This window comes from Streptomyces sp. OZ13, from assembly GCF_052068155.1.
In the GTDB taxonomy this organism is placed as follows: domain Bacteria; phylum Actinomycetota; class Actinomycetes; order Streptomycetales; family Streptomycetaceae; genus Streptomyces.
The window spans coordinates 42,227-63,652 of the sequence record NZ_JBQHCZ010000025.1; the positions used below are offsets into that span (position 1 = coordinate 42,227).

18 protein-coding genes and 6 pseudogenes are annotated in these 21,426 nt (G+C 68.9%); 13 read left to right on the forward strand and 11 right to left on the reverse strand.

Annotation, left to right across the window (positions count from 1 at the left end; genetic code table 11):
• Positions 1-3: 3 nt before the first annotated feature.
• Positions 4-1,023, reverse strand: coding sequence for a hypothetical protein (locus ACTMTU_RS34435; protein WP_441267359.1), 1,020 nt, complete (start codon positions 1,021-1,023; stop codon positions 4-6).
• On the opposite strand from ACTMTU_RS34435, the gene ACTMTU_RS34440 reads away from it, so the two are divergent.
• The 3 genes and pseudogenes from ACTMTU_RS34440 (at position 1,013) to ACTMTU_RS34450 (ending at position 2,473) form a co-directional block, all read left to right on the forward strand.
• Entirely contained in the window at positions 1,013-1,393 is a 381-nt protein-coding gene (locus ACTMTU_RS34440) for a hypothetical protein (RefSeq protein ID WP_441267360.1), read from the forward strand. The genes ACTMTU_RS34435 and ACTMTU_RS34440 overlap by 11 nt on opposite strands.
• Positions 1,394-1,529: 136 nt before the next feature.
• Positions 1,530-1,664 (forward strand): annotated as a pseudogene (locus ACTMTU_RS34445) (Ku protein); the annotation flags it as partial.
• 434 nt (positions 1,665-2,098) lie between these two features.
• On the forward strand, positions 2,099-2,473 hold the full coding sequence (locus ACTMTU_RS34450; protein ID WP_441267361.1) for a hypothetical protein: 375 nt from the start codon (positions 2,099-2,101) through the stop codon (positions 2,471-2,473).
• Positions 2,474-2,639: 166 nt separating this feature from the next.
• On the opposite strand, the gene ACTMTU_RS34455 is transcribed toward ACTMTU_RS34450, so the two are convergent.
• Together ACTMTU_RS34455 and ACTMTU_RS34460 are read right to left on the reverse strand one after the other, a co-directional pair.
• Entirely contained in the window at positions 2,640-3,284 is a 645-nt protein-coding gene (locus ACTMTU_RS34455) for a hypothetical protein (RefSeq protein WP_441267362.1), read from the reverse strand.
• A gap of 470 nt (positions 3,285-3,754) precedes the next feature.
• On the reverse strand, positions 3,755-4,246 hold the full coding sequence (locus tag ACTMTU_RS34460) for a DUF2000 family protein (RefSeq protein WP_441267363.1): 492 nt from the start codon (positions 4,244-4,246) through the stop codon (positions 3,755-3,757).
• A gap of 49 nt (positions 4,247-4,295) precedes the next feature.
• On the opposite strand from ACTMTU_RS34460, the gene ACTMTU_RS34465 reads away from it, so the two are divergent.
• Positions 4,296-5,096, forward strand: coding sequence for a helix-turn-helix domain-containing protein (locus ACTMTU_RS34465; RefSeq protein ID WP_441267364.1), 801 nt, complete (start codon positions 4,296-4,298; stop codon positions 5,094-5,096).
• A 136-nt stretch (positions 5,097-5,232) separates the two neighbouring features.
• On the opposite strand, the pseudogene tpg reads toward ACTMTU_RS34465, so the two are convergent.
• A pseudogene (gene tpg, locus ACTMTU_RS34470) lies at positions 5,233-5,788 on the reverse strand (telomere-protecting terminal protein Tpg).
• 426 nt (positions 5,789-6,214) lie between these two features.
• Between tpg and ACTMTU_RS34475 the strand changes: the two are divergent.
• Positions 6,215-8,014, forward strand: coding sequence for a protein kinase domain-containing protein (locus tag ACTMTU_RS34475; RefSeq protein WP_441267365.1), 1,800 nt, complete (start codon positions 6,215-6,217; stop codon positions 8,012-8,014).
• A 363-nt stretch (positions 8,015-8,377) separates the two neighbouring features.
• On the opposite strand, the pseudogene ACTMTU_RS34480 reads toward ACTMTU_RS34475, so the two are convergent.
• Positions 8,378-8,935: pseudogene (locus ACTMTU_RS34480) on the reverse strand (site-specific integrase); the annotation flags it as partial.
• Between the two features lie 87 nt (positions 8,936-9,022).
• Complete coding sequence (locus tag ACTMTU_RS34485; protein WP_441267366.1) at positions 9,023-9,373, reverse strand: DoxX family protein; 351 nt, start codon at positions 9,371-9,373, stop codon at positions 9,023-9,025.
• A gap of 142 nt (positions 9,374-9,515) precedes the next feature.
• Here ACTMTU_RS34485 and ACTMTU_RS34490 point away from each other — a divergent pair, with 142 nt between their 5' ends.
• Complete coding sequence (locus ACTMTU_RS34490) at positions 9,516-10,046, forward strand: MarR family winged helix-turn-helix transcriptional regulator (RefSeq protein ID WP_441267367.1); 531 nt, start codon at positions 9,516-9,518, stop codon at positions 10,044-10,046.
• Between the two features lie 90 nt (positions 10,047-10,136).
• On the opposite strand, the pseudogene ACTMTU_RS34495 reads toward ACTMTU_RS34490, so the two are convergent.
• A pseudogene (locus ACTMTU_RS34495) lies at positions 10,137-10,235 on the reverse strand (ABC transporter); the annotation flags it as partial.
• A gap of 30 nt (positions 10,236-10,265) precedes the next feature.
• Positions 10,266-10,931, reverse strand: a complete 666-nt coding sequence (locus tag ACTMTU_RS34500; protein ID WP_441267390.1) for a DUF4097 family beta strand repeat-containing protein — start codon at positions 10,929-10,931, stop codon at positions 10,266-10,268.
• A 219-nt stretch (positions 10,932-11,150) separates the two neighbouring features.
• Here ACTMTU_RS34500 and ACTMTU_RS34505 point away from each other — a divergent pair.
• Both ACTMTU_RS34505 and ACTMTU_RS34510 read left to right on the forward strand, forming a co-directional pair.
• Positions 11,151-11,273, forward strand: a pseudogene (locus ACTMTU_RS34505) (ATP-dependent DNA ligase); the annotation flags it as partial.
• A 34-nt stretch (positions 11,274-11,307) separates the two neighbouring features.
• Positions 11,308-11,655 (forward strand): annotated as a pseudogene (locus tag ACTMTU_RS34510) (IS630 family transposase); the annotation flags it as partial.
• 10 nt (positions 11,656-11,665) lie between these two features.
• Here the strand turns inward: ACTMTU_RS34510 and ACTMTU_RS34515 are convergent.
• On the reverse strand, positions 11,666-12,472 hold the full coding sequence (locus tag ACTMTU_RS34515) for an ABC transporter ATP-binding protein (protein ID WP_441267368.1): 807 nt from the start codon (positions 12,470-12,472) through the stop codon (positions 11,666-11,668).
• A gap of 139 nt (positions 12,473-12,611) precedes the next feature.
• Complete coding sequence (locus ACTMTU_RS34520; protein ID WP_441267369.1) at positions 12,612-14,114, reverse strand: FG-GAP repeat protein; 1,503 nt, start codon at positions 14,112-14,114, stop codon at positions 12,612-12,614.
• 599 nt (positions 14,115-14,713) lie between these two features.
• On the opposite strand from ACTMTU_RS34520, the gene ACTMTU_RS34525 reads away from it, so the two are divergent.
• Complete coding sequence (locus tag ACTMTU_RS34525) at positions 14,714-15,004, forward strand: hypothetical protein (RefSeq protein ID WP_441267370.1); 291 nt, start codon at positions 14,714-14,716, stop codon at positions 15,002-15,004.
• A 36-nt stretch (positions 15,005-15,040) separates the two neighbouring features.
• The gene (locus ACTMTU_RS34530; protein WP_441267371.1) at positions 15,041-15,436 is read left to right on the forward strand and encodes an IS5 family transposase; all 396 of its coding nucleotides are present in this window, start codon (positions 15,041-15,043) and stop codon (positions 15,434-15,436) included.
• Between the two features lie 255 nt (positions 15,437-15,691).
• Here ACTMTU_RS34530 and ACTMTU_RS34535 read toward each other — a convergent pair whose 3' ends face one another.
• Complete coding sequence (locus ACTMTU_RS34535) at positions 15,692-15,916, reverse strand: hypothetical protein (protein WP_441267372.1); 225 nt, start codon at positions 15,914-15,916, stop codon at positions 15,692-15,694.
• Positions 15,917-16,022: 106 nt separating this feature from the next.
• On the opposite strand from ACTMTU_RS34535, the gene ACTMTU_RS34540 reads away from it, so the two are divergent.
• From ACTMTU_RS34540 to ACTMTU_RS34550, 3 genes are all read left to right on the forward strand, one after another.
• The gene (locus ACTMTU_RS34540) at positions 16,023-17,351 is read left to right on the forward strand and encodes an AAA family ATPase (RefSeq protein ID WP_441267373.1); all 1,329 of its coding nucleotides are present in this window, start codon (positions 16,023-16,025) and stop codon (positions 17,349-17,351) included.
• A gap of 3 nt (positions 17,352-17,354) precedes the next feature.
• Positions 17,355-21,104, forward strand: coding sequence for a hypothetical protein (locus ACTMTU_RS34545; protein ID WP_441267374.1), 3,750 nt, complete (start codon positions 17,355-17,357; stop codon positions 21,102-21,104).
• 168 nt (positions 21,105-21,272) lie between these two features.
• The gene (locus tag ACTMTU_RS34550; protein ID WP_441267375.1) at positions 21,273-21,425 is read left to right on the forward strand and encodes a hypothetical protein; all 153 of its coding nucleotides are present in this window, start codon (positions 21,273-21,275) and stop codon (positions 21,423-21,425) included.
• Position 21,426 lies beyond the last annotated feature (1 nt).

The window sequence follows — 21,426 nt, forward strand, 5'->3', positions numbered from 1 at the left end:
GAATCAGCCTGTGAAGGCGGGGAGCACGAGCTGGTACGTCCCGTAGTTCATGAACCCCGCGATGACGGCGGCGACCATTGAAACGACGAGCATGAGCACCCTGTCGCCCGTCGCAGGGCAGACGGCGGCGTACGCGGGGTTTTTCGGGTGGTAGGCGATCCGGACAGTCTTCCCCTTGTTGTGGCCGAGGATGTAGCGGGTCACGCCGTCGGTGGCCGAGAACGCGTGGACGGTGTCGCCGTCGTCCTCCCGGAACACCTGCCGCCCCTCCACAGTGATGCCGTAGCGGGGCAGGTACCAGTCCCGCCACACCATCGCGAACAGCATCACAACGAAGTAGGAGCAGGCCACGCCCGTCGCCCCGAGCAGCAGCGTCGCGATGGCCCGACTCCAGTCCCCGCCCAGCACACCGACGACGACGGCCAGGGCTGCGATGGCCGCGCAGCCGGTGTACATCAGCCGGATGCCGTGGGAGGGCAATCCGACTTGGACCAGGTTCTCGTCCGCTTCGTCTTCGCCTTCGTCGCCGATGACCAGGCTCCGGATCACGACAAGCGTGGAGCCGTCGACTGTCTCGTCGTCCGCGGTCTGTTCCGGCAGAGCGGCGTTCACCGCGTCGGCGAAGACGCCTGCGGCGGCCGCGCTGACGTCGCTGACGCGGTACACCGTCGGATCGACTCCCGCCGGAGCGGTCAGCTCCAGGAGGATGTCGCGCCGTTCGGCGTGGACCCGGGCGATCGCGGCGAACGGTATGCGCAGCTCGGCGTCCGGACGCCGCAGCAGCAGCTCCTCACCGGTGGAGCGGAGTTCGATGCCCCTGTCGCCAGGAGGACGGGGACGGGCGAAGAGATCGACATGCGCGTGATCGTAGGTGGCGAAGTCCCTGCCGGTGAAGAGTCTGCGGGGCTTTCGAATTGAACCTGTGGTGCCGTACCGTCCGTCTGTGAACCTGGTGATGACCGTGCTCCTCCTTGCCGTCCTCGCATCCGCGGCCTTCTGCTTCTTCGGCCTGATGCTGATCAAAGGCGAAGGAGCGGAGCTCAAGAAGATGACGGAACTGTACGAATCCGGCGTCGAGGTGCGAGCGGAGCTGGTGAGCCTAGTGCCGTTCGGCACCAACGGTTACGCGAGCGCTGTCTACGAGTGGCAGTCCCCGGAAGGCTCCGGCCGGCACCAAACGGGTGCGAGCGTGGGCCACGCCCACGTCGTCGGACAGAGCTACCCCCTGGTCTTCGACCCGCAGAACACCAGGCGGGTGCACCTGGGGACGAAGGTCGCGGTCCGCAGGGAGCGCAAGCGCCGCCAGGGCTACGTACGCAACGCCCAGCGAATGGCGCTCCTGGCCCTCACGGGCGGCGCCTTGGCGACGGTGGGGCTGATCATCAGCCCCTGACGGCCGTCAAGGTTCGAACGCGGGCAGTTGGTGACGACTACGGGCGGGCTGCTGTCCGGCGGATCTTGGGGGACGACGGCCGAAGCAGGATATGTGGGCCAGGTCCGTGGCGAGGCCGGCCCGATCGAGGTTCGCTTACCTCGCGGCGACCGAGACCGTCGCCACGAAGCCGTACGCCCTCCTGCGGCAGGCCCTGGAGCGCAGCAGTAAGGTCGCCGTCGCAAAGTTCGCCCAGCGCGACCGCGAGCGGCTGGGGCTCCTGCGGGTCAAGGGGCCTACCACCATCCCGGGCCCGATCGGCGAGGGCGGGGTCATCCCCGCATGCACAGGGAGCAGGTTCCAGCGGCCTGGGCTCGCCGGCTGAAGCTGGATTCCCTCACGAGACGCCTCGTACTGGGGTGACGGACTCGAGGCCCAGGCGGTGGAGGTTTGCGGGTTCGAGGACTTCGGCCTCCCCCAGGAGCGTGACCCGGCGCTGCGTCGCACGTTGTGCCGGGCAGCGCGTGCACCATCCGTAACCACGGGAAGGCACGCCGGGGCCTCCGAATGGTCTTCGGCCACGGGGAACCGCACCCGGTCCCGGACATCGGCGGGATCCCGCTCGGTCACGACGCCGCGCCCGGGCGCGGCCCGCACGGCGGCCTCCACCAGCTCGGGCAGGTCGGCGGCGCCGGCCGGGATTCCACCGTGGGCTGACGTGCGCAGATGGCGGGTGAACAGCAGCAGCAGATGATCATGAAAGCGGGCCACGTCCACGATCTGCTTCACGCAGCACTCGACGAACTCGGCCCCACCTTCTATTCGATGGCCAGCGATGCCGGGCAAGAAGCCGCCGCCCGAGCGCTCGCACGCCGCATGCTCGCTGGCGAGCTGACACCTGGGGAGTTCACCTTCCGGATCCACCGGCGCTACGGACATGAGCTGCCCCTGACTGAGCGGCTCGCCGAACTCGACGACGAATACGACGTCCTCGAATACGGCGACAGAACGGCAGCACAGGTCGATGCCGAGGTCACGGCCGAAGCCCGCCGCCTCGCAGTCCACCCGACGGTTCCCGAACCCACGGACCCGCCCAGCTGATGCACACGGACCGACCCGCGAGTCCCCGCCGAACAAGCTTCAGTTTCCCTGAACCCACGGGGCTCACGGGAGTTGAGGAACATCGGAACTGTGATTCTTGAGTCGGTGATCCGGCTGGGTCGGCTTGCTGCCAGGCTGACGGAGCGTCGACTGCGGTGGAGTGTGCTCAGTCTGTGAGGAAGGCACCTTCGCGGCAAGCGCGGCAGACGAAGACATAGCCCAGCTGGCCGCCGAGGTTCATCGCGGTCTTTGCGGAGATCCCTTCCTCCAGATGTGCCGCGAATTCCGTCGTGCCGGTGCAGGAGGGGCATGCGGGCAGTCGGTCGTCCTCAAGGTAGGAGGGGCTGCCTCCGAGTGACCCGAGCACTTCGCGTTGCTTCCCGAATCGTTCTTCGGGTTCCCGCTTCCATCCCGAGCGGGCAAGGTCGTATGCGTCAGGCGCGAGTTCGTCGTTCTCGTCGGGGTCGAGCGTCACGACGTGGGTGCGGATGGCTGAGGTGGCGGGCAGTAGCGTCACTCCCGTCTCGGGCACGGCTACCGGCTGCAGTTCCTCCCGGGGAAACAGGTAGACCCGGTTCGCGCCGGAAGTTGCGTCCCAGGATTCACATGCGCCGGAGTCGTTCTGGCACACGAATACCGACAGGACGCCGTCCTCGACGGGGAGATGGGCGAAGAACTGCAGCGGCCCTCCGCAGAAGGAGCCGCACATGGGCCAGGTGAATCCTGCAGGAGCCAGCGGCACGCCCCCGGTACGCGGGACGTCGGAGTCGGCCGGTGCGGTGCCGTCGTAGATCATCAGAGTTGTCAGCATGGCGAGAGGCTACGGGCTGCCTATGACATGGGAGCCTGTATGCCGTCCACTCCAGCGGTTGTGCTGGACGCTCATGATTACCGAGGCCGGCTCAGGCCACGCCACGGCGTGCTCATCCTGCAGACGCTCCTCGCGGATGTGGTCGGGTAGCTGAGCCTAAGCACGATAGGTGTCGCCGTCGCTGCCGGACGACCTCGGGCTGAGCGCCACACGAAGCAGGAAAGCTGTCACCAACGAGGCGGTCCTGTTGTCCCCTACTCCCGATTCACAGGCTTGTCGTCACCGCCTGCGGCTGCCAGCAGAGCTCCGGCCCTCGATGGCACCCATCGGTGATCCCCCGCTGCTGCCTGTGTGGCCGCGTGGGGAATGTTCCACCGTCTTCGTGGTCCGGTCAGCTCCGGTGATGGTTCCGTCGGGCCGACCGACATCGGCCAGTGCAGTCGCAAGGTCTCCGCGGTGGGGCCGTGTTCTCAGGGGTGCATTCGCGTGCCCTTGAGGACCTTGTCCACCGCGTTGCGCGGCCCATATACAGCGATCCCCACCAGATCGAGCTGGTCCTTGCCCACGGCCCGTACAGCCGCCCGGTTGTCCCGGTCGTTGCCCGTGCTGAACAGATCGGACGTGAACACGGCCCTCGGCAGCGAACGGGACAGCGCACGGCCGTGTGCGGCAGTCAGAGTTTCCTTCGTCCCCTCGAAAACCAGCACGGGCTGGCGGAGCATCGGCAGGTATGCGGTGCCGTCGGCATCTGCGTACGGCTCGCCGATCACCTCGGGTGAGGCCGTGCCGAGCCCGCTGATCAGGAACGCGGTCACATTCAGTCGCTGCCACAGCTCAAGGTCGTCGCGCAACACGACGGCGATCTTCGTATCGAAGCGGACAGGCGCGCTCTCCGCACCCAGGCCGGTCCGGCTCCCGGCCCCCGCCCCGGTCTCCTCGTTGGTCTCGTCGTTTGTTCTCATGCTTCGAGACTGCGGGGGACACGCCTTCTGCGTCTTGTACATTCCTTGCATGGTGCCCCGGCAGGAGATCTCCGCCTGGCGCCCGCAGGTCGCGGGTGTCGTCGAGGTCTTCCACGCCCATTTCGCTGAGCACGCGTACCCCATGCACGTCCACGACGTGTGGACCCTACTGATCGTCGACGACGGCGCGGTCCGCTATGACCTGGACCGCCATGAGCGGGCCACTCCGAGCGACACCGTGAGCCTGCTCCCGCCGCAGGTTCCGCACAACGGCTCACCCGCTACATCTCAGGGCTTTCGCAAGCGCGTGCTCTACCTCGACATGACGCAACTGGACGAGAGCTTCATCGGGCCGGCGGTGGACGGCCCGGACCTCACCGACCCCGTCCTGCGCAGGCGCATCGGACAACTGCATACGGCCCTCGCGAACCGGGGCGACGAGTTCGAGGCAGAGAGCCGTCTGGCCATGATCAGCGAACGGCTGCGCGAGCACCTGCGCCCCAGGCTCTTGGGGAGAGCACGACCCGACCGCGGCGTTGCCCACCGCTTGCGTGACCTCCTCGACGAGCGACTGCTTGAAGGCATCCCCCTGGACGAGGCCGCGCGCATGGTCCATGCTCACCCCACCCATCTCATACGTGCCTTCAGCGGCGCTTTTGGTATCGCCCCGCACCAGTACGTGGTCTCACGCCGCGTCGACGTGGCCCGCCGTTTGCTACTCGACGGACGGCCACCGGGTGAGGTCGCGACCGCTACCGGTTTCTATGACCAGTCCCACCTCACGCGGCACTTCAAGCGCGTCGTAGGCATCACCCCCGGCCTGTACGCCCGTGCCAGAGCCGTCAACTGAGCATGAAGCGCCCTCGCAGGGTGCCTCACACGCTCCACACGGCACGAGGAGCCCGGTGACGATACGGCTGCCTTTGTGACGCCTACCGTGCTTCAGCTCAACAGCCGGGTCACAGAGTCGCTCGTGCCCAAATCCGTCAAAGCTCGAAGTCGATGTAGTCGACGTCGGTGAACTCGACCTGGAGGTCCTGGGCGCGGCGGCCGTGGTCCTTGAAGTAGATCTCCTGGAGGCCTTCGGCGGCGATGTTGCGGAGCTGCTGCTCGCTGGCGCCTTGGTCCTGGGCTTCGAAGAGGCGTGCCGCGTATTGCGGGGGCAGGGCTTGGGTGAGGTGGCGTAGTCGGGCGTCGTCGGTGGTGCCGGGCGCGGCGGTGTAGCCGAATCGGGGCGCCGGTGTCGATGATGATGCCGTCGGTGGTGGCGGCCTGCTGCTTGGCCTTCGCGCGGATCTGACGGCTGCCACCTCTTCTTTACCTCGCGCTCAAGACGCTGGGCGAGGTCTCTGCGTGGCGTTTGAACTGTCCCGTGACGTAGCGTTCCACCGTGCGCCGGCTGATGCCCAGCGCTGCGGCTGCCGCTCTGGTGCATTTGAACTGCTTGACCGGGTAGCGCATCAGCGCGCGTGCGGTTTTCGGGATGGGGCGGGTGAAGGCGCCTTGGACGGCTTTGTCGAGGCTGTCGCCGAGCTTGCCCATTGGCTACTCCCCCGTGCCCCTGGTGGTGGCGACGTTGCCTCCTTGATGTAGCGGGCGATGTTGAGGTCGTGTCCGTGCTCTTCGCGGACGCCCTCGGCCCACAGGATGGTCTGGGTGCCTTCGTGTTTGACCATGCCGGGGCTGACTCCGAGCCGGAACCCGCCGGGCAACGGTTTGCCGTCCCACCACAGCCTGACCCCATCCGGTGATGATCCCGCGTCCAGTCTGGTGCCGGGGGACCATCACCGGCCCAGCCGCCTCTGACGTCCGCCCTGCACCGACTTCGCGTTGCCGCCGTGCAGGGAACGCGGCGTCCTGCGCCCGGCCGGTCGTGCCCCCGGGCTAGCCGATCATCCAATTCCTATGAAGAGTAAAGGCTAGCCTTGGTGCGCCGTAGTGATGTTCACGGGGAGGGAGTCATCAGCGGTGCAGCCTCTGCAGGGACAGGACCCTGATCGGATCGCGGACTACCGGCTCATCGGCAGGCTCGGGGAAGGCGGCATGGGCGTGGTCTATTTGGCCCGCTCCCCGCGTGGCCGGATGGTGGCGGTGAAGACGATCCGCACGGAACTGGCGGCAACCCCGGACTTCCGGCTCCGGTTCGCCAAGGAGACCGACCTCGCCCGGCAGGTCGGCGGGGCGTGGACGGCAGCCGTGCTGGACGCCGACCCCGAGGCGGAACTCCCCTGGGTCGCCACCGCGTACGTCGCCGGGCCGACTCTGCACCAGGTGGTGGCCGAGCAGCACGGGCCTTTGCCGGAGCGCTCGGTGCGCGGTCTGGCTTCCGGCCTGTGCCAGGCCCTCGGTGACATCCACGCCGCAGGTCTCGTCCATCGCGACCTGAAGCCGTCGAACGTCATGGTCACCATCGACGGGCTCAAGGTGATCGACTTCGGTATCGCCCGCGCCCTGGACTCCACCACAGGGGGCCTGACCTCCACCGGAGTGGTGGTCGGCTCACCCGGCTTCATGTCACCCGAGCAGATCCGGGGCGAGAGACTGACCGAGGCGAGCGACATCTTCTCGCTGGGAACGGTGCTGGCTTTCGCCGCCTCCGGACGGCTGCCGTTCAACGCTACCGAGGGCCAGTTGCATGCCCTGATGTACCGGGTGGTGCACGAGCCGCCGGATCTCGTCGGCGTGCCGGAGCCGCTGCTGGGGCTGATCAAGGACTGTCTGGCCAAGAACCCGGCCGACCGGCCGACCCTGGCCGAGTTGCGGGACCGGGAAGAGACGCAGTACCGCTCGCTGGTGCCGTGGCTGCCGCCGGAGGTCCTGGCCCGGCTGGGGCAAGAAGCGGTGCAGCTCCTCGATCAGGAGGACCCTCGCACTCGGATGGCCCCCGGCGCACAGGCGGATGCTGAGGCGATGGCCGCGGCCGCCCTGCCCGAACCGTCCACCGCGCCGCTGACCGTGCCCGCCGGCGACGCCGCGGCCCGCGACGCCAATGGCAACGGCAACGGCAACGGTCAGGCGGGGGCGCCCAAGCTGCGGCTCGCCGACGAACGCCGCCGCGCACGCGGCCGCGAGACCCCGGCCGACGGGTGCCGGGCCGCTGTCTACGGGCTCCTCGCCCTCGTCGCCCTGACCTCCGTACTCACGGTCATCCACCAGCTCGTCGTTGCCTCCGACATGGGCCGCCTGTACGACGACCCTCTCCCGAAAGCAGGCGAGCTTTGGGAGGAAATGTTCTTCGTGGATAATTGGGGCAGCCCCGCCTACCACCTCCTGTGGATCGCCCAGCTCCTTTTGGGCGTAGCCCTGTTGGTGTGCTGGCTCATCTGGTTCGCCCGCGTACGGGTCACCGCCGAGAAGTTCGCGCCGGGCCGCCTGCGGTACCGCCCCTCCATGGCGGTGATCGGCTGGTTCATCCCCATCGCGAACCTCTTCCTCCCCAAGCAGATCGCCAACGACGTCTGGCATGCCTCCAGCCCGCCCGGCCACGGCTACGGATCCGCCCCGGCCCATGCGCTGAACGCTTGGTGGGCGCTGTGGCTGCCCACCTTCCTGACCTGGCCCCTCTTCTGGACCCCTTGGATGGCTCTGCTCCGGGAGCGGATCGAATTCTCGGATGACGGGAACCTGCGCACCCTCTACGGGTACGAATTCCTGCCGGAAACCTGGATCAACCTCATCCTGCACGTCCTCGTTGTACCGGCATCCGCCGCCGCAGCACTCTACGTCCATCGGCTGACCGCCATGCAGGCCGCCAAACTCAACAGCTGACCACTCGGCACGTCGCTCATCCGCATGCCGACGGTGTGATGGTCGTGCGGCGGCCGCCCGTCATGAAGTCGTCAGCGGGAGGAACGAACTGCCTCAGACTCCGGTAGTCCCCCCCAGGAAGTCCCGGAGTCCTGGGGAAACCGGACTCCGCAGTGGTGCTCGACCTGCACGATCCGGTCCTCGTTCGAACTCATGAGGCAGTTCTACCGAGGGCAGAGGAGGTGACGGTGGCCGCTTTGTGCCGCGGTGAGGAGGACAGCCGGCGGAGCGCTTCGCCGCCCTCCCGGCCGACTTCACGCTGGACGATGTCGTCGAGATGAACCGCGCCGCCCACCGCTGACCCACCCGGCAACCAACCCGTGCTCAGCGGCGCCGATCGCCCGGCGCGAGCATGCCGGTGACCTCCGCGATCGCCTCCGCAGAGGGTGTGGAATTACCTCCGTACGTTCTCCGCCCTCTTGTGCCGAGACTTCGCCATCAGCATGAGCAGACTCGCCCCGCCCTCGCCGAGGTGGGTCAGGCCGGAGTGCCGCCACTCATGCAGATCCCAGCCGATGCCCGGCTCGCTGCCGAGGGCCGTGTGCGCGTCCAGCAGCATCCGGGCCTGCCCGTAGGAGAGGCGGGCGAGCCCGATATCCGGGCAGACGTCGCGCGATGCGAGGACCTTGCCCGGGCCTGGCTTGCGGCGGGTGACGAACACCCGTCCGCGCGTACGCCCCTTGAGCAGACGGGGCAGCAGCCGGCGGTGCCCGCGTCCAGTAGACCGTCTCCAGGACGAAGTCCTCGCGAGCGGCGCCGCGGCGACGCGTACGTGGAGGAGCACCCTTGGCCTTCACCGGCGCCCAGCGAGATCCAGCTCCTCGATGTTGACGCCCAGGATCTCCTCGGCGCGGTGGTCTCGAAGAGCATCCGCCACAATGTTGCGCCAATGGACGGGCCCGCTGGATGGGAGCAATCACCCGGCGGGCCCGCTGTGCACCTCGTTGCGTTCAACGACCGCTTGGCGCTTCAGACCGTCGCGAGGCCCAGCACCAGCGGTGCTGCGGAAACGAGCATGATCACGGCCGGCGTGCCGACGCCCTTCTTGTCGCCCGCACGGACGTGCGTGATCACGGCGCCCAGGAAGTACAGGACGACACCTATCGCCGCCGCAATGCCCAGCGGGCGGTAGGCGATGCCGGCGAGCAGCCCCAGCGCGCCCGCGATCTTTACGAGGCCGAGGGGCACGAACCAGCTGTCGGGCACCCCGACCGCCTTGAGTCCCTCCGTGATCTTCGGGTCGCGGGTGATGTCGCCACGGGCAGACACGAGCAGCAGCAGAGCCAGCAGGACAGCGAGGACGACATAGGCAATGAACACGGAGAACTCCAGGGCGGTAACGGGGAGGGGGCCGCCGATCGGCCCAGGAATACAGCGCGGCAAGTGATTGGTAGCAGCGAATAATCTATGTCCTTCAACGATTAATGGCAACCGACCATTCCTGGCTTGCTATGGTCGAGCCATGGCCCAACGATCCGGCGCCAGTGCGCCCGCCACCAGCACTTCCGCCAGCTTCCCCGGCTGCGACGAGGCCCCCGCATCCACCGGCCCGGAGTCCCGCCTCTCTCTGCTCCTGGCGCGGCACGGTGGTGCCACCGAGGCCTGCATCCGCGAGGCGCTCACCGCCTCCGGGGTCACCCCCCGCCACGCCATCGTGCTGATGCACCTCGACGGCGGCCAGCTCGGCCAGCGCGACCTCGGCGCCCGGCTGGGTGTGGACCCCAGCGTCCTGGTCGCTCTCCTCAACGCGCTGGAGGACCGTGATCTGGTACGACGGCGCCGGGATCCAGCCGATCGCCGCCGTCACATCGTTGAGATCACCGACGCGGGCGCGGCCGCCGTTACCAAACTCGACGCCGCCATCGGCCACGTCGAGGACGAGCTCTTCGCCGATCTCACCTCCCAGGAGCGCGACACCCTGCACTCACTCCTGGCCCGTGTCCGCACCGCCCATGGCAGCGCCTGCGATGCCGCGGCGGACGCGGACTGCTGACTGCGTACATGTGTCCGGTTCAGGCCGATTCGTCGGCGAGGCGCTCTCCAGCGTCGTCGCACCAGTAGATGCCGTAGCCGGTCAGTTCGGGACCGTTCCTTCGGGGACGGTCAGGTCGACACCGTCGAGGACGACCTTGTCGCCGTGGGACTTGCGCAGCCCGTTCGCCGCGATGGCCAAGCTGGTCATGATGCGTGCTCCTTCAGAGACTGCGGGCGTTCAGAGGCTGCGGGCGACGATGTCGCCCTGGGAGGTGGTGGCTCGGATGTCGAGATCGGCGGTGCCGTCGTTCTTGAGGGCGTTGCTGATCCGGCCGTAGGAGGTGCCGGCGTCCAGGGCGGCCGAGACACCGGCGGCGGCGGTCACCGAAATGTCACCGGACTGGGTGCTCAGTACGACCACGCCGCGCGTCGCCTCCGCGATCCGGATGTCGCCCCTCGCAGTGCTGATCTCCGCGGGGCCGCCCAGCCGGCCGACCTCGACGTCGCCGTCGATTGCGGTGAGGCGGATGCTCGCGGTCTCATCGATCTTGATCCGGCGGTACGCGCCCTCGAAGGCGACGTCGCCGAGCCGGCCGACGCCGCGGAGCTCGGCGCCGGCGGTCTTGGCCTCCACGCGGGAGCCGGCGGGCAGTTGGACGGTCACCTCCAAGGATCCGGAGGGGCCGAAGAGCTCGTTCTTGGGCTCGGGGGTGTGGATCCGCAGGACACCGTCGGCGTAGGCGACCGTGGTCTGCTCCGCCGCCTTCACGTCGCGACCCTTGGAGGGGTTGGCGGGCAGGACCTCGACGACGGTGTCGGCGCGGTCGGCGGCGATGAACCGGATCCGCCCGGCGGGGATGTCGAGGACGGCGGAGACCGGGGCGGGGGTGTCGAACTTCTGCATCATGCTCTCCTTGGGGGTCTTTACGACGTAAAGAACGGGCCACTAGCAGCAACGCGCCGGGGACGGGCCCTCCGCCCGATGGCCAGCGTTGGTGATGCTCGGGCGGTGAACACGCCCCAGCCTCTGCGGCCGCCCCTGCCCGTCGCGCTCGCGTCGATCGTCCGCTCCCTGCCGCGCGGACCGGGCCTCGCCTGCGAGCCGAAGCCGGACGGAATCAGGATGCTGCTCTTCCGTCTGGACGACGGTGTAGTCCTGCGGACACGCCGCAACAACATCGTCACCTCCAATTGGCCCGAACTCGCCCAGGCTGCGCAGGCGCTGCCCGTCGGCACCGTCCTGGACGGCGAGGCCGTCATCTGGCGGGAAGGCCGCATGGACTTTCCGGCAGTCCTCCAGCGTGCCGGCTCCTCCGGCGCCCGCGCAGTCCAAGCTCGACCGCATCGAGCACGTGCTGGAGCGTTTCCCGGACCGGGTCTTCGCCTTCGACGAGTTCGGCCCCTTGGGATCCGCCCCACCGCCGGCTCCTGCTGGGCGAAGCGGGGCAAGCCCGACCGGCTCCCGGCGACCTACCGCCGTACTCCGCTGGCGCAACGCCCACGCCCGCCATCCGGACGTACTCGCCGCCCAGCGCAAGGAACGCGCCCGCATCCGCAGCGAGAAAGGCCTCCGCTGGGGCGGACGCCCCCTTCACCCTCGCAACCTGACCGGCCCGGCCAGCCTATGAGGTCACAGCCTTAGCGGCCCGAGCGTGCGTACCACCGGCCGTCGTGGCGGCCTACATGAATGGGACGTCCGAAGCAGAGCGTCATGTTGTCCGGGGTGAGCACGCCGTCGACCTGGCCGGATGCCAGCTCGCGGCCTTCCTTGAGCAGGAAGGCATGAGTGGTGCTGGGCGGGAGTTCCTCCAAGTGGTGGGTGACCGTGACGGTGGCGAGGCCGGCCCGGTCGGCCGCCAGCCGATGCAGTGCGTCCACGAGGTCCTCGCGGGACGGGAGGTCGAGGGCGTTGAACGGCTCGTCGAGCAGGAGCAGCGACGGATCGGCCATCAGGGCACGGCAGATGAGGATCCGGGCGCGCTGGCCTCCCGAGCAGTCGCCGAAACGGCGGTCGGCGAGCTCCTTGCACCCAAGCTCGGCGAGCAGGACGTGGGCGCGCTCGCGGGTCGCGGTGTCGTACACCCGCCACAGTGGCTGCACCGTGCCGGTCGCCCCCGTGAGCACGACGGTGTGGGCGGTGGCGTCCAGCGGGACCTTTTGGGCGGCGGATACCAGGCCGACGCGCGCTCGTAGCTCGCGCATGTCGACCCTGCCGAGTCGATCACCGAGGACCTCGACAGTGCCGACGGTGGGGAACATAACCGCCCCGACGAGCCGGAGCAGGGTGGTCTTGCCAGCTCCGTTGGCGCCCAGCAGCGCCCAGTGCTCGCCGGGCCGCACGGTCCAGTTGATCCCGTCGAGGACGATCTCTTGTCCGGTAGTACGGCGGTGGACAGCAACATCCGTCAGAGCGACGACGGCGCGGGGCTCCTGGGTTTCGGTCACGTCGGCAGAGTAGTGCTGTGACCGGTAATTGCACCGGGCTTTCAAACTGCCTTCGGCGATCGGACAACCCGGCGAACGTTGCCGGTCACAGCACTGGCTTTTGATTCCCGTGGATTCTCAGACCTCCTCGACGCTTCCGCTACTCGTCGATCGCCGCCCCGAACTGCGCATTGGCCACCGGTGCCCCGAGGGATGCCCCGTCGTAGGTCCACGTGCCCTTGGCCACCAGCCCCGACGACGACGCGGGGACGACCCAAACGAAGCCGTCATTGGTGTTCTCGCCCGGTGCCGCCGCCAACAGGCCGAAGAGGCCGTCCTTGTTGGCGTCGATCAGCCGGACCTGACCACCCCAGCGGTCCGAGGACTCCGCCACGCCGGGGATGTCGGCGAGCTGCTGATCGAAGCTCTTCGCCCCGACGTTGGTGAAGCCGGTCGGATCACCGCGCAGCACCCACACCGCGCCCGCGTCGGACACGCTGCCGATGTCCTCGCCGGGTGCGCCGATGGCGAGGTCCGGGTGTCCGTCGCCGTCGGTGTCGCCGGCCGACAGCTCGGCACCCCACTGGTCGCCCGCCTCCGCGACACCCGGGATGCCGTCGGAGTCCTGGGTCCAGTACTGCACCGGCTCCGGCTCGAGGCCGGACAGGTCGCCGCGGCCCACGTAGAGGGTGATCCCGCCGCCCGGCGGCGAGCCCATGCCCGTTTCACCGATGACGAGGTCGTCCTGCCCAGTGCCGTCCCAGTCGCCGGAGACGATGGCCGGGCCGCCCGGGAACGTGCCGCCGTCGCCGAGGCCGCCGACGTCAGGCGCGCCGTGCAGCACGTGCACCGAGCCGACGCCCGGCCGATCGCCGATGGTGACCCCGGAGATGGCCAGGTCGGCCCAGGAGTCCTCGTTGTAGTTGCCGTGGCTGAGGTTGCGAAACTCGAAGCCGGTGTCCAGCGGCGAGAAGTCCCGCGCCCGCATGCTGCGGTCCGACATCTTCAGCTGCTGCGCCGTCGCGCCGGGCGGGGCGGTGAAGAACAGCAGGGCGTTGTCCTCCAGGACGGCGATCGAGTCACGCGGATCGGCGTTCGGGTCCGCCGGGTCCGGGGCGAAGTACCGCGCCGCTTCGATCGCCCGGCCGAAGTTCGCGCCGACCCGCAGCTCGTCGGAGTTCTCCAGCCAGGTGCTGTCGGCACCGTGCAGCCCGGTCGGCGAGCCCCAGAAGACGGTGGCGGCGCCCGCGTCGGACAGCCCGGCCAGGTCCTCTCCGGGGATGCCGACGATGACGTCGTCGTAGCCGTCGTTGTCCAGGTCGCCGGAGGCCACGGCCCGACCGAAGCCGTCGCCGGCTTCGGCACCGCCCGGGACGCCCGAGGTGTTCTGGTGGAGGACGCTCTTCTTGGTGGTGCTGAGACCGCTTGACGAGCTGTACTGCACGGTGACGTAGCCGGCGCCCGTGGCACCGCTCACCGTGGCGCCCGGTGCGCCGATCAGCACGTCGTCGAAACCGTTGCCGTCGTAGTCGGCATTGCGCTGCTGCCAGCCGATGGACGGAAAGGGCACTGCGGCCTGTGCGGCGGGGGCCGCAAACACGGCGCCGCCACCGAGGGTGAGGAGTGCCGCGGCCGTGAGGGCCGCGCTTCTGATGTGACGCACAGGAGAACCTCCTTGGGTCTCCGAGGCTGCCTACGGAGTCCTGATCAGCCGCGGTGGATTGTGCGTGCGGTGGGTGGGCTGAAGTGCGCGGTCGGTTCCCCGGCGAGACGCCGAAGCACGGACCGGTGCAGGTGCCCGGGAGCGCCAGGCAACGCCGCCGAGCCCGCCGGAACGGCGTGAAATCATGAGCGGCCTCCCCCGTTGGACGGTGCGGTGAGGGTAATGCCCGTATTGCACTCACCGAGAAGACATCCGGAGCTCGTCAAAGGTTGTACGCCTCACCGGTGGGCCGGTTCATTCGACCTCGTCGAGCACATCGGCGAGGACGGGACGTACGTGAGGTCCGGCGCCCGGCGCTCTCCCGGCCGCGATCGTCATGATCGGCATCGCCTTCCCCGCCGTACTGAACATGCTTTCCTCCGACCCGCCTGCGGCAGCAGTACGCGTCGCTGATCCAGGAGAACGACCATGCCCAAGAGCCCCGACAACCAGCCGACGTCGCTGAAGAACGGCGCCCTGTACGCCAGCCGTACGCACCTCACGGCCAGCGTTCAAAACACCTACTGCCGGCGGGCGCTTCCGGGTGGCACTCTTGGGCGATGCAGCCATGGCCCACATCCGTCGAGAACGACCTTCGGCATCTGCTCAATGAGTGGGATCCGATCGGCGTCGCGGACGACGTGCAGGACGAGTACGACTGCATGCTCGCCCCCTTGCTCCAGCGGATGCGTGGCGGCGCCAACCAGACCGAGATCGGAGAGTTCCTACGACATGAGCTGGAGGATCATTTCGGACTCGATCCTCTCGGCCTGCGACCCGAAGCGATGGCTACCCGAGTGATCGCCTGGTGGACCGCTGCCGGCAAGGCCGATGGCACCGGCAGCGCGTAGCCGCTCCCTCCAGACCGCCTGATCGTTGGTCAAGGTGTGCCGTTGACTGACGCGCAGTGGGCGCGGATCGAACCCTTACTCCCAGATCGGATGCCGAAGCGGGGCGGCCGGTGGCGGGACCACCGAGACGTAATCGATGCGACTGCATGGAAGTTCCAGACCGGATCACAGTGGGTGCACCTGCCGGAGAAGTACGGCAACTGGCGAGGTGTCGACAACCGGCTACGGATGTGGTCCGTCGACGGCGCCTGGGGCAGGGTGTTCACTGCCCTGGTCGCCCAGGCCGATGCTGATGACGACCTGAACTGGGTCGTCTCCGTGGACTCCACGATCGTGCCAACCCATCAGCACGCGGCCGGAGCCCGTAAAAAAAGGGGGCCCGGGCCGGCGAGCCGGACGACCACGCCGTCGGCAGATCCCGCGGCGGGCTAACCACGAAGATCCGTCTCGCGGCTGCCGGTAACTGTCGGCCCTTGGCCTTCCGTCTCACTGCTGGGCAGGGTCGGGAGCCCCGCGAACAGCCGGAACCGTATCCCGCACTCAAGCGCCGCGTACAGCAACTCACCCGGGAGCACCGCGCCTTGCAAGAACGCCTTGAAGGCGCCCGGTCCGAACCTGCGCTTCGCCGACAAGCGCAGAACTGACCTCGAAGCTCAGGTCCTCGAACAGGAGCAGGCATCACAGGCTTCAGGTCGTCGCGGCCACGCCCAAGGCGATCAGGCCGCAGAGCAGGGTCATGGCGGCGCCGAAGACCCCGCCCGCGCGGAGCAGGGCGCCGGGCAGGGAGGCACCGTCCCAGCGCGCGAGCAGCCCCGCGGCCACGGCGATCAAAAGGGAGAGAAGGGCCGCAGCGAGGACCGCGACAAGTAGAGTAAGGGCGTACACGGGCGGGGAGACCAGCGCGACGGACACGAGTCAAGCTCCGTTTCTCGTAGGGAAGTTGTCCGAGCACGACCATGCCGGAACCGTCGTACACCGGCGTTCGCGCGAACGAATCTGTACGAGGTCACTCATTGCGATGACGGATGGGCGGGGTGGGGCAGCGCGGCCCCTGGAGGAGCTCAAACTGCTGCTACGTGACCGGCGGGCCGAGCTCGGCATCTCGATGCGCGTTATCGAGAGGTCGGCGAGTCTGGGTCACACCACGGTCAGCAAGGCACTCAACGGACCGGGCATCCCGACCAGGGCCACCGTGATCGCCCTGGCGAAGGCCCTGCGCACGGATCCGGACCCGCTGCTGCGACTGCACCGGCAGGCGGTGGAGAGTGGGCAGCAGGAGGCGAGAGCACCGGGCGAGCCGCTGACGCGGGACTTCTTCAGCGATCTCATCGAACAGCACACTCGGCTGTTCGCGGGGCGCCGCAACGAGAGTGCACAGGTCATGGAGTTCATCCGGGACCGAGCTACTGGCTACGTCTTCGTGGAGGCGCTGTCGGGATACGGCAAGACCTCTCTCCTCGCGGACCTGGTCCGTCAACACCCCGAGTTCCGCTACCACTTCATCAGCCAGGCGTACCGACGCAGGGGCGGCGGCTTCGACCCCACCAGCCCCGAGGACGTGCTGGAGTGCCTGTGTGAGCAGTTGGACCCCGCCCATGTGCGCGGCGGTGGGCTCAAGAGCCTGGAGCGTCAGTTTCACGCCCTCCTGAAGCGTCCTCCGCAGGAGCCGACGGTGGTCGTGCTGGACGCCGTCGACGAGCTGGATCCGCCGGACCAGCTGCGGACCCTGCTGCCGCGGCGGCTGCCGGAGGGGCTGGTGCTCGTGCTCTCGGGCAGGGCACAAGGCGACCGGTCGTGTCTCGAGGACATCGCGCTGTCCCCGGCCGATGTGGGCCTTCATCTGCGGCTGGCCGGTCTGGACGAGGAGGCGCTAGTCGAACTGCTGCGGATGGCGGGCGGCCAGGCGGCCGGCCTGGCGCGGGACGCGGACTTCGTCGCGCAGATGCACCGCGTCTCGGCCGGCGACCCGTTCTATGTGCGGTTCCTGGTGGAGGACGCCGCCACCGGTGTGCTCACCCGCGACAATGTCGAGCGCGTTCCCACCGGTCTGGAGGGCTATCTGGACCAGCAGTTGGAACAACTTAACCGCAGTGCCCACCGAGCCGAACACGTCGAGATCCTCGGGTTTCTGTTGGAGGCGGGCACGCTCTCGGGGATGGACCTGTGCACCCTCGTCGAAGGGCTGACCTGGTTGAACTTCGACAGTATCCTGCGGGAGATCCACCGCTTCCTGCTTGTCCACCGCCGGGCCGCGTCCGGCCTGGTTCCGCACCGCGGCAATGAGGAGTACAGCTTCTGCCACGCACGGTTCCGGGAGTACTTCCGGGGCCGCGCCGGGATCGGATAGCCGATGCAGTCCGACCGCTCCCTGCGTGACGACGTCAAGGCGCTGGTCGCCAGTGGGCGGACGCGCTCGGCTCTCGCGGCCCACGTACGGAACTGGCGACACTGTCCCACGCCTTACACGATCGAGAACACCGTCCGGCTGGCAGCGGACGAAGAGCGGCCCGACGACCTGCACGACACGGTCCTCGACGAGCACTTTCGGCACCTGCGGCGGCGCATGTTCGGGGTCAACGCGCTGCGCGGCGATCTGCACATGGCGCGCAGCTACTTCCTGACCCGGCAGCCCGACTTCCTGAGATACATCCAGGTGCTTCTCCTGGAGCAGCACCCTTTCGGAACTCCCGAGAGCGCACTCGCCCAGGAGCACTGCCGCGAGTATGCCGACTTCCTCCAGCTGGACCGGCTCCCGCACGAGCGGACCGGCACTGGACTGCCCGCGGTTCTGGGCCGCTTCTTCTCCGACAGCGCCCCTGCCACTGACGGGATCCGCCTGCGTCTGGCCGGCTACGAGCTCGGCGAATGGAGCTGCTCCTGCGGCCGGTTGACCGGTCTCGCCCGGCGCTATGACCATGTCTGCCCGTGCGGGGCCGTATCGGGGCACGGCAGGATCACCGGCACGACCGCGGGTTGCCCGCTGCCCACCTGCAGAGGGCCTGTCGGCTACGCCGTCTGTCCCGATTGCGGGAGCCGGGTCACCCTGGCGAACCTGTGGCGGCTGCGGCGCGACGGGGCCGAGGCCCATCACTTCAGGGTGCCGCTCACGCTGGACCTCGTGGTGGAGGACCCGCAGGGAACAACCCGGCACAGACGCCTGCGGCTGATGGCTGTCCCGCTCCCTCTCGGTGTGCGGGAACGGGACGGCAAGATTGTCTTCGACGCGCCCGCCGTCTTCTGGGACGCCGACGGGTCCTCCCACTGGGAGGGCGACCGGTTTCTCGGCCTCAAGGACACGCTGCGCTACGACGGACGGACCCAGTTGGGCCCGCTCCTCGAAGCCGCGCTGCGCCGCACCCTGCTGGGAAACCGAGGCTCGTACGCTCGGTTCCACCGCGAACTGCTCCGGAACGTACCGGAGTCGCCGAACGGCGTCTGGTGGCCCGGCAGGGACTACACGCGCGGCTTTTGGCTACGGCTGCGCGGGGTAGGCGTCCGTAATCTCGACGTCGGCGATCTCGTGGGCCACGGCGGCGTGTCCGCGCAGGTCACCGTCGTCGCCTCGCCCCGGCTGCGGGGCACCGCCGCCCTGGTCAACGAACGGCTGTCGGGTCCGGACGCGCTCACCGTCCCGACGCTGCACCAGGTGTGCTCGACGCTGCGCGAGGGCGCCGTCCTCACCACGAGACCTCCGTTCGTGGCCGACGCGCGCGCGTCGAGTCTGGAACCGTGCGGCCTGGCCACTCCGGGCCGACCGGTGCTGCCCGGGCAACTCCTCGTCGGGGCCACCTCCCCCCTGGGCGACAGGCCACGACGCACGGCTGAGGAGCGCCTGGCGGCCGCAGTCATCGGCGACGAGGCAATGATCAACACCTCGCTGAAGATGCCCGGCCGGCTCCCCGGGCACATCCTCCAGCAGCGCATCATCGGCGCCCTGGTGACCGATGTCATCCCCGCCGTACCCGGCCGGCACGTGACCCACGTCGGCAACCCCGACACCCACGTCACCGTCACGGTAGCCGTAGACCAGCCGCTGCAGCACGGGGACGCTCTGGACGACGAGGCCGGTGCCCGCGCGGTCGTGTGCGGTGTCCTCGGCGGACCCGCGGTCCGACGCTTCGCGGGCAGTCCGGACGAACCGGACCTGATCGTGGCGCCCGACCACCCCTGGGCCCCGCCCGCGGGCGAGAGCGCCCGCACCGTCCGCGTCCGCCTCGCAGCCCACGGCTTGGCGGGACCGGACACTGGAGCCCGTTCCGTCGGCGACTACTCCCTCGTCATCGAACAGCCATCGCAGAGCACCGGTGGAAACGGCGCACAGATGGTCGAGCCCGAGGACTTCCGGTGGCTCGTCGGGCAGGGGGCGCGCCATCTGGCGATGGAGCTGTACGGGCCGCGCAGCGACTGCACGGACTGGCGCAGGAAGCTGCGGGCCGCGCTGGAGTCGGGCGGCGGATCATTGTGTCCCCCGGAGGGCCGGGCGAGCGCCCTGTCCGACGCGCCGCCGTACGCCGTCCGCCGACTCGACCTGACGCTGCGGGGCGCCCGGATCGAGCCGCGCCTCGACACCGGCGCGGTCCGCCTGCGCCCGATGACCGACACCGACGTGCTCGGCCTCTCGTATGGCGAAGTGGTGAACACGTCCCTCCTCGACGTGCGGACCGGGCGGCAGGTGCCCGGTGGGCTCCTGTGCCCGGAGATCTTCGGCCCGAACCGTGACGACGAGTGCATCTGCGGGGAACGCCACCGCCCCTGGGGCGCGGGCCGGGCGTGCGACCGGTGCGGGCGCACGCTGGTCAGGCCCCGGGAGTGCGGCCACCGCTTTGGTCACATCGAGCTTCCCGCTCCGGTGGTCCACCCCTGGTACCTCAGCGGCGAGGTCGGCACCCGGCTCGCCGTCTCGCTGCGCGTCACCGAGGAGGAACTGCGGCAGATCGTCCACTGCGACCTCTTGCTCGTCACCGCTCCTGGGCCCATGACGCTCCGTACGGGACAGTTGGTGGATCCCGAGGATTGGCGTTCCGCGTTCGATCGAAGAGAGGCCACGGCGGTGACTGGCGGCGCTGCGGTGCGCTTCCTCCTGGACCGGGCGGCTGCCACCGACCCGGCCACCCCCTCTCCGGACGCGGTCCTCCTCCAACGGTTGCCCGTAGTGCCTCCCGCACTGCGCCCTCACATCCGCGCGGAGGACGGCCGGATATGGACCACCGACCTCAACACTCTCTACCGTGGCGTGCTTTCCTGCATCGAGTCATTCAACCGCCAGATCGACTACGGGCTCTTGGACCTGTGGCTCGGCGCCCACCGCGTGCTCCAGGGCAAGGTCGACTCGCTCCTGGACAACGCCCGTAAGCCCGAACCCCTCCATGACGACAACGGCACGGCGCTGCGCAGCCTCGCGGACTCGCTTCTGTCCCGCCCGACCATCACCACCGGGCGTCTGCGCGACGACTTCCTGCGCCGCTCCGTGGACTACAGCGCCCGGGCTCGGCTGGTGATCGGCCGACTGCCGGACCGGGCAGAGGACGACGCGGCCGCCGCCCCAGGCACCGTCGCTCTCGGCCGAGACCTGGCCCTGCGCCTCCTCGAGCCGCACCTGGCACACGCTCTCGCCTCCAGTGGCGCAGTCGAATGGCCAAGGAGCGCTCACTCCATGATCCAGGACCGCTCCGAGGAAGCCTTGCGGCTGCTCGACACGGTGTGCGAGCGATCCCTGATCCTGGTCGCCTTTCCACACGGGCCCCGGCGGCTGATCGCCCTGCGTCCGCGGGCCGATGAGACCCCCGCGCTACAGGTCGCGCCCGGACTCCTGGATCTGGTCGGCTGGGAGAACCTCGGCGAACCGGTACGGATCTTCAGTGTGCTCACCGACGAGGCGCTCAAGGAAGCGACCGAACTGCTGACACTCGACGCCCTGCGCACTTCCCCCGCTTGCCGCCGTCCACGGCTGAACACGCCGGGCTCCTTCTTCGACCTGCCCTGCGCGGACCTGCCGGCCCGCCTCGCCGACGCCGCCCTGATCGGCGAGGCGCTGCCCATTGCCCCCGACGACGGTCTCCTTCTGTGTGACCCCGACTGGCTCTCCTCCCACGGGACTTAACGACTCCATGGCGAGCCTGGGGCAACGCACCCACTTGCCCGATCGGCTGATGCCACGTCGACGTCAGCCTTGGACTTTCCCCGTCATTGACACTACGCCACGCATCTCACGAGCTCATAGAGGACGTGAACACTCCACCGCTTTGGAAAACAGGACCACGACGTCCTGATGCTCTTCGACGCCTCTCTGGATGGGATCGAGGACAGCGGCAACGAGATCAACCAGGCCCTCGGACTTGCCAACCTCGCCGCCGCGGAGTGGTTCGTGCCCTTCCGCCCCGGCAAGGCCCGCGACCCCGACCGCGGCTTCCGCCACTCCTGAC

Bases quoted from the DNA above. Each gene is read 5' to 3' on its own strand.
- ACTMTU_RS34440 (WP_441267360.1), top strand. From the start codon at position 1,013: ATGCTGATCAAAGGCGAAGGAGCGGAGCTCAAGAAGATGACGGAACTG.
- ACTMTU_RS34450 (WP_441267361.1), top strand. From the start codon at position 2,099: ATGGCGGGTGAACAGCAGCAGCAGATGATCATGAAAGCGGGCCACGTC.
- ACTMTU_RS34455 (WP_441267362.1), bottom strand. From the start codon at position 3,284: ATGCTGACAACTCTGATGATCTACGACGGCACCGCACCGGCCGACTCC.
- ACTMTU_RS34460 (WP_441267363.1), bottom strand. From the start codon at position 4,246: ATGAGAACAAACGACGAGACCAACGAGGAGACCGGGGCGGGGGCCGGG.
- ACTMTU_RS34465 (WP_441267364.1), top strand. From the start codon at position 4,296: ATGGTGCCCCGGCAGGAGATCTCCGCCTGGCGCCCGCAGGTCGCGGGT.
- ACTMTU_RS34490 (WP_441267367.1), top strand. From the start codon at position 9,516: ATGGCCCAACGATCCGGCGCCAGTGCGCCCGCCACCAGCACTTCCGCC.
- ACTMTU_RS34500 (WP_441267390.1), bottom strand. From the start codon at position 10,931: ATGCAGAAGTTCGACACCCCCGCCCCGGTCTCCGCCGTCCTCGACATC.
- ACTMTU_RS34525 (WP_441267370.1), top strand. From the start codon at position 14,714: ATGCAGCCATGGCCCACATCCGTCGAGAACGACCTTCGGCATCTGCTC.
- ACTMTU_RS34540 (WP_441267373.1), top strand. From the start codon at position 16,023: ATGACGGATGGGCGGGGTGGGGCAGCGCGGCCCCTGGAGGAGCTCAAA.
- ACTMTU_RS34545 (WP_441267374.1), top strand. From the start codon at position 17,355: ATGCAGTCCGACCGCTCCCTGCGTGACGACGTCAAGGCGCTGGTCGCC.
- ACTMTU_RS34550 (WP_441267375.1), top strand. From the start codon at position 21,273: ATGCTCTTCGACGCCTCTCTGGATGGGATCGAGGACAGCGGCAACGAG.